Annotated in this window: 4 protein-coding genes and 1 pseudogene; 4 read left to right on the forward strand and 1 reads right to left on the reverse strand. The window is 53.3% G+C overall.

Annotated features, from left to right (window positions below; genetic code table 11):
• Positions 1-510: 510 nt before the first annotated feature.
• From ACP96_RS17000 to ACP96_RS17020, 4 genes are all read left to right on the forward strand, one after another.
• Positions 511-1,422, forward strand: a complete 912-nt coding sequence (locus tag ACP96_RS17000) for a ParA family protein (RefSeq protein ID WP_050034198.1) — start codon at positions 511-513, stop codon at positions 1,420-1,422.
• Positions 1,423-1,435: 13 nt separating this feature from the next.
• Positions 1,436-1,867 carry a hypothetical protein gene (locus tag ACP96_RS17005; protein ID WP_082222610.1) on the forward strand — a complete coding sequence of 144 codons (432 nt, stop codon included), beginning with the start codon at positions 1,436-1,438 and terminating at the stop codon, positions 1,865-1,867.
• Positions 1,868-2,806: 939 nt separating this feature from the next.
• Positions 2,807-3,757 carry a winged helix DNA-binding protein gene (locus ACP96_RS17015; RefSeq protein ID WP_050034201.1) on the forward strand — a complete coding sequence of 317 codons (951 nt, stop codon included), beginning with the start codon at positions 2,807-2,809 and terminating at the stop codon, positions 3,755-3,757.
• The gene (locus ACP96_RS17020) at positions 3,754-4,623 is read left to right on the forward strand and encodes a hypothetical protein (protein WP_050034202.1); all 870 of its coding nucleotides are present in this window, start codon (positions 3,754-3,756) and stop codon (positions 4,621-4,623) included. Before ACP96_RS17015 ends, ACP96_RS17020 begins: the two co-directional genes overlap by 4 nt.
• 71 nt (positions 4,624-4,694) lie before the next feature.
• On the opposite strand, the pseudogene ACP96_RS17025 reads toward ACP96_RS17020, so the two are convergent.
• Positions 4,695-5,972: pseudogene (locus ACP96_RS17025) on the reverse strand (restriction endonuclease); the annotation flags it as partial.
• Between the last annotated feature and the right edge of the window lie 205 nt (positions 5,973-6,177).

The raw sequence follows: 6,177 nt of genomic DNA on the forward strand, positions 1-6,177 counted from the left end.
CTTGGTCTTGCTATCCAACTACCGTCGTCCTAAACTCGCTGTTGATCTCGACTGGATCTGTCTTGCCAGTATCACCAGCTCAAGTTTGAAATAGAGTAAGTCATTGAATCAGAGAATCTGTGAATCAATGAATCAAGAAAATAGGGATTCAAAGAATCACTGAGTATTTGCTTCTTGGAACCTACTAGAGTACGGCGGATTATGAAATCAGTGAATTACAGAGTTATTGAATCCCAGACATCATGAATCAAAGAGATCAAATACTGTATGAAGACTGAATCACAGACTCCATGATCCGGTAGCAATAGGCCTACTCAGGATATTTGACATAGCGAGTAATAGATCATTGAGTCCAAGAATCTTTGAGTCATTGATCTACTGAGTTCGATGTATTATAGTGAATTCTAGCCTATCAGAAGATTATAACAGAGAATTCAGGACTTTAGGAGATTCATTTCGGAATAGAGTGTCTGACATAGCTTTATGAATCATTGAATCAATGATCCGTGTATGACTGAGTCACCTCGTGGATGGGGCGTCACACCATCAACTGGCATTCCCACGATTGCCTTCGGCAACCAGAAAGGCGGGACGGGAAAGACAACAGCGACACTCAACAGTGCCGCAGCGCTGGCCACTCGCGATCACGATGTTCTTACGATCGACATGGACCCACAAGCCGACATGACGAAAGGGCTTGGACTGGGACCGGGCGACGATAACGATCCAGCAAGCCCGAAGAACGACTTACCAAACACACTTGCTACCGACGACGCAAATCTTCTCGACGTCCTCGTTGACAATCCACGCACAGACGACACAACGCTGTCAGAGATCATGATCCACAGCGACGAGTACGAACACCTGAATTTCGATCTCGTGCCAAGTCATAAGGACATGGGGCTTGCCCGGGATTGGATGGATGACGCAGGCGCTCGTCTGTCGTTGAAAGTTGCTCTCGAAGAATTGGTAGACGATGGTTATGATTACGATTTTATTTTGATCGACTGCCCGCCTGATCTCTCAGTCCTCACAGATGCAGCATTCATCGCGGCCCAGAACGTCTTCCTTGCCGCACAAACTCAAGCGACCTCCCGAGACGCTCTAGACGATCTCTGGGACCAGCTGGAATCCATCGAGAATAACCAACAGATCGAGATTGCGATCGTGGGACTACTAGCGAACATGTATCGAGACGATGGTCAATCGCAGAAGTTCCTAGACGTGTTTGACGAGTCATATGCGTCACTAGCGCCAATTTTTAAACTCCCGATGCGCGTGGCAATTCAACGTGCGTGGGACAATGGCTGTGATATTTTCGAATGGGAAGACGCGAATGACCAAGGGGTAGAGCGCGACCTGTTCCTAGAGATTGCTGAGACAATGGAGCGAGCCTTCGACAAAACGGCGGTGGAGGTGTAAGATGCCCCGAGGAATGGATGAGCGATTCGAGAACCCGACAGAAGAGGCGGAAAACGAGGAAGACACGGTCAACGACGAGACAAAGGAGCCGACATCATCAGAGAGACAAGACCTCGAATCAGCAGCTGCTTCCGCGGAGCAATCAGAACAGCAGGGGCCTACAGACACGGCAGAATCCGCGATTGACGAGACAGCAGTAGCAGATGAGGAACCGCTGAACATCAGAGAAGACTGGGACTCAGCCACAATATACGTCGAGCCGGAACAGAGCGAAGACATCGAAGTCACATTCACGCGGCTGAAAAAACAGCTAAAACGAGACGGCATCACCCTGGAAAAGAACAAGCACTTCTACCGAGCGATTTTCGAAGTAGCGTTTGGAGAGTACCGAGAAGAGACGAAAGAGAAGATTCGCGAACTAGCAAAGGAAGATGCTGATCAATGAATCAGTGATTCATTGATTCAAAGAATGTAAATGAGTGCGATATAAGTGTTGCTTGTGGCTGATACGAACGCAACTCTTCTTCCCTACTCGGTCCTTCCGTTCGATCGTTGAGGAAAGGGACTCCGCGCTACCGGTTCAGTTGAGATAACGTGACTGACGCCTCGTCCGTCGAACTAGGTAAACAGACGACATTCCGTCGCTTGATCTGGACAAGGTATGGTTAGTAGTTCCCAGTGCCCAGTTACAGTGACTGGCGTCAGTTATCGCCGTGGAGTAGTCAGCTGCAGTACTAGCCACGCAATTAGAAGACCCAGAATGAGAGCACCGACAACAGCAGAGAGTGTCGACTGCGAGGTGGCTGTAAGTGCCTCTGACAACATCGTACGTATATTGTAACAACGTCTATCCGACATTTAAGACAAACTATACCAACTTAACCAACGCTCTCGACTAGCACCAGTATACTGTTGGTTAACATGTGGAGAACTGGGTAGTTCTCCTGTTCTCCATTCTCACCCACCGCCCGTTCTTCGAGTGAGCGAATCTCAGAAATCGGTCTTCCGTCAACGCCTATACCTCATCTACGAACTCAACGAGAGACCTGTGTATCAGGCGGCCAACTGATAACCCTCACTCTCCATCGCGGTACATGTGTTGTGGAGAGAGTAAGCGGCTTCCCAGAACCGCCCAAGGGCGTATATGAGTCGAGAGTATCGAAAGACCAGGAGTAGGCCCCGATGTAACTCCACGAGGAGCGGTGGGCCGGTATTTACAACAAACCTCGCCTCGCGTAGGTCGCCAACGAGGGCTTCAAGCGAACGTATTCTCAATTCCATAGGTTCCCAAAGAAACCGCTCAAAAACTTCGGTACAGGATAGCTTAGTTGTCAAGAGAAATCCGGAAACTCATATAAAGGAATAGGTTTTAGGGTATACAAAGATGGTGTCAAGGGCTGGACTCGCTGTGATTGACGTGCTGAGTACCGGCCGCAGAGCGACGCCAGCAGCTCTGGCAAAAGAAACCGAGTATTCCCAGTCACACATCTACGAGGTACTCGATAACTTGTTGGAGGCGGGGATCCTAGCCGAAAAACGCGGACCCAACAACCAGCGGAAGGTCCGTGTCGCAGACCACCCAGTCGTTGAAGCGTACCGGAGGCTGCAGTCGGAGCTCAGCCACGTCAAGTGGGCTGACCTCCTCTCACCTGCTACCCTTCGAGTGTGCTGGTTTCTCGACGAGCCCCGCCGAGTGTCCGGAATTGCAGACCGACTCGACATCACCCGACAGGGTGTCCACAACGCGTTGTCACCGCTCAAGCACCGTGCGATGCTGTCGCCGTCTGGGCCCGAATATGCATTGACTGATGACCTCTCGCCGCTGCTGACGTTCGCACGAGAAGTCGTGACCCACGATCATCGCTCGCGAGCCCGAGAGATCGCGCCGAGTGCGACTGTTGAGTGGTGCGACCCGAAACGAACACTCGTTCGCGTACAGACCACAGAGGATACAGACGCACTACTGGACGCACCTGAGTGGCAGGTGACCGGACTCGGTCGGTTCGAGGAGTACGGGCTACAGTTTTTTCTTGCAGGTGAGCCAGCATTCTGGTATGCGCCTGACGAGGAACTCACACCGGGCGAAGTAGTATGTCACACGCTCGTGCTCAATAGCGGCTCCCGTCGAGTTAGCTATGCGATGCTTTTAATCGAGGCATTGAAAATCGACCAAGAGACGCTCACAGACATTGCAGCGTGGTACGAGCTGGAATCCACGGTCGCTGCGATGTACCAAGCATTACAGGGAGGCGTCAAGGATTCGGACGAGGCCCCTATCGCCATTCCAAGTGAATCAGAATTTATGGCACTTAAAGAGCAGTACGGTGTAGCATGACGGTGTTCAGAGGTGGTGAGGCGGTCAAAGAGTTCCTTGAGGCGTTCGATAGCTGGCTTTCAGAGTCCGTGACGGTGTATCTCCTCGGCGGGTCTGCAATGACGGTTCGGGGGTTGAAAGACCAAACCGAAGATATCGATCTCGCTGTGGGTGTTATTTCTGAGTTCGAACACGTCTACCAGACGCTCACGTCACAGGGATTCACAGTTGTCGACGAACCAACTGAGTCGTTCGAAGGGGTTGGAAAAACCATCGAATTACATCACGACAAGCGCGGGTTTCGAATCGATATTTTCGAACAGCAAATCGTCGGGAAAGTCTGGATCACCGACCGGATGCGTGATCGGGCCGAAGAGTTCTGGACCGGAAGTTGCGTAACAGCGTTCATCCTCTCGGATGAGGATATGTTCCTGCTGAAAGCGGTTTCTGGCGGTGACCTAGCGAGTGGCCGTCGACGCGATATCGGAGATATGCGGAAATACGCCCAGCGTGGCCTGGAATACGAGTCAATTCTCACTGAGATCGATGAACAGCGACCGTTCAATACCGGCTCGACTGAAGCACAGCAAATCCGTGATCGTTCGCATCCCCTATTCACAATTGAGGTGGCAGTGAACTCACTGTCAGGGCTTCCAAGCATGTTCACCGACCGTATCGCGGAGTTCGCGACGGAGTTCGAGGTTGAATATACCGTTCTGGGTGCTGTTGACGATGGGATCGATAACGTGGAACTACTTCGAGATAGAGTCCTCGCCAATGTGCGAGCACTTTCGGATGATCAGGAAGATACCGTCGATGAAGCGATTGACCGACTAGTCGCAAAGCAGATTCTCGAGCGCGACGGAGAAACAGTTCGACGCCGTTGACAGGTACTATACGTTTATAAATGCGAACCGACTCTCCGGCCCGTCACAGGGCTGGCAGATCGGAGACGGGTTTAGATGATGCCACCGATGACGAGCAGGCCAACGACGAGCAGGAGGATCACGACCACACCTCCCCCAGCCAAGAGCTTGTTCTCCATCGCCTTCTCGTGAAGCGGCATAGCGGCGTACTCCTCGCGGAACGCCTCGAGATTCTCCTCGTCGTAGAAGTACTTCGTCTTCAACGCGAACCGGTCCGTCACCGCACAGCCAGTACAGATCGGCTCGCGCTCAAGCCGTTCAGTCTTAGTATGGCTATCGCAGGCGATGGCCCCGCAGTTCGGACAATACGTGTACCTCTCGTCGACGTCACTCGTCTCGCAGTGGACGCACCGGTGAATTCCATCCTCTGTAGTGACTCGTGAAGGGCCAGCAGCATAGTATTCATAGGGATACGAATACTCCAGTATCCCTGTCGTCTGCCGAACCTCAGGTAGATACACCGGCTCAATCGATTGTACAGAGATATCCGAGAGATTCGGCTCACACGTCTTGTTGTACGTGACGTTGTTGTCACCGGTGTAGGTGACAGTCGTCGTGTGGTGCTGCTGGAGCCGCTCGACGGCCCACTCCTTGTACTCGGTCTGGGTCTGCCCGAATCGGCGCTTCTCGACGTCGTCGAACACCTCCCCAAACTGTTCCGAGTCGAGCTCGATCCTCGTATGGAGGTTCTCGTTTACCAGTGTCGCGACGTCTTCGTCGACGACCTGTGGGTGGCCACGTTCAGCGTGAACCACGAACTGCGTCCGATCGTTGATCCGGTGGATGACGCCGACAGACGTCTCGAAGACAGCGTTCGTGTCGGCGGTAACCGCGACCACCGGGCGGAACGTCACCGCCGAATGCGGTGTCGGGACGTCGGCTGCCTCGATGTTCTCGATGTCACGAAACACTTCCTGGACGGGTGCGTCGACATCTTTTGCTGGGTCGTACGGGCGAAGCGTCTCGTCACAGAGAATCTCGATGCGACCGTTGTAGAGGTCGAGGCCGATCTCGTCGGCGATCTCCCGGAGATCTTCGCCGTCGAGCAGCTCGATGGGATACGGATCGGCTTTCTGTTGGAGGCGGTCGGCGTACTCTTTAGCGGGACTCGTGAACCGGCCCGTCGTAACGACCATTCCGCGTTTCGGGCCATCGAAGTCGAACGTCGCGATCGCCGAGTGGAGCTTCTGGACGACCGGCCGCCCGACCGTCCCCGTGTGTTTACACTCGACGACGATCGCGCGTCGTGTACCGTCAACGACCTCCTCCATGATGACGTCCCGCCCCTCGTCAGCTGTCTTCTCAGCCTCAGTCGATCACATCGACAGCCGCGTAATCTCGTCTGATGGCGATGAATCAGATGGAACTGGTCGTGGCGCGTCTTCGAATCGCTGGTGAGTGTGATCTTCAGGATGGACCGTCGCTGTCGGCGGCGCACTGCCGCCGACGCGACAGTGTCGTCACTCACGACCGCTATCTAAATCGGTGGACAGCTACCGGAAGAATCGGCTGTCG

Source organism: Halorubrum halophilum (assembly GCF_000739595.1).
In the GTDB taxonomy this organism is placed as follows: Archaea; Halobacteriota; Halobacteria; order Halobacteriales; family Haloferacaceae; genus Halorubrum; species Halorubrum halophilum.

Bases quoted from the DNA above. Each gene is read 5' to 3' on its own strand.
- ACP96_RS17015 (WP_050034201.1), top strand. From the start codon at position 2,807: ATGGTGTCAAGGGCTGGACTCGCTGTGATTGACGTGCTGAGTACCGGC.
- ACP96_RS17005 (WP_082222610.1), top strand. From the start codon at position 1,436: ATGGATGAGCGATTCGAGAACCCGACAGAAGAGGCGGAAAACGAGGAA.
- ACP96_RS17000 (WP_050034198.1), top strand. From the start codon at position 511: ATGACTGAGTCACCTCGTGGATGGGGCGTCACACCATCAACTGGCATT.
- ACP96_RS17020 (WP_050034202.1), top strand. From the start codon at position 3,754: ATGACGGTGTTCAGAGGTGGTGAGGCGGTCAAAGAGTTCCTTGAGGCG.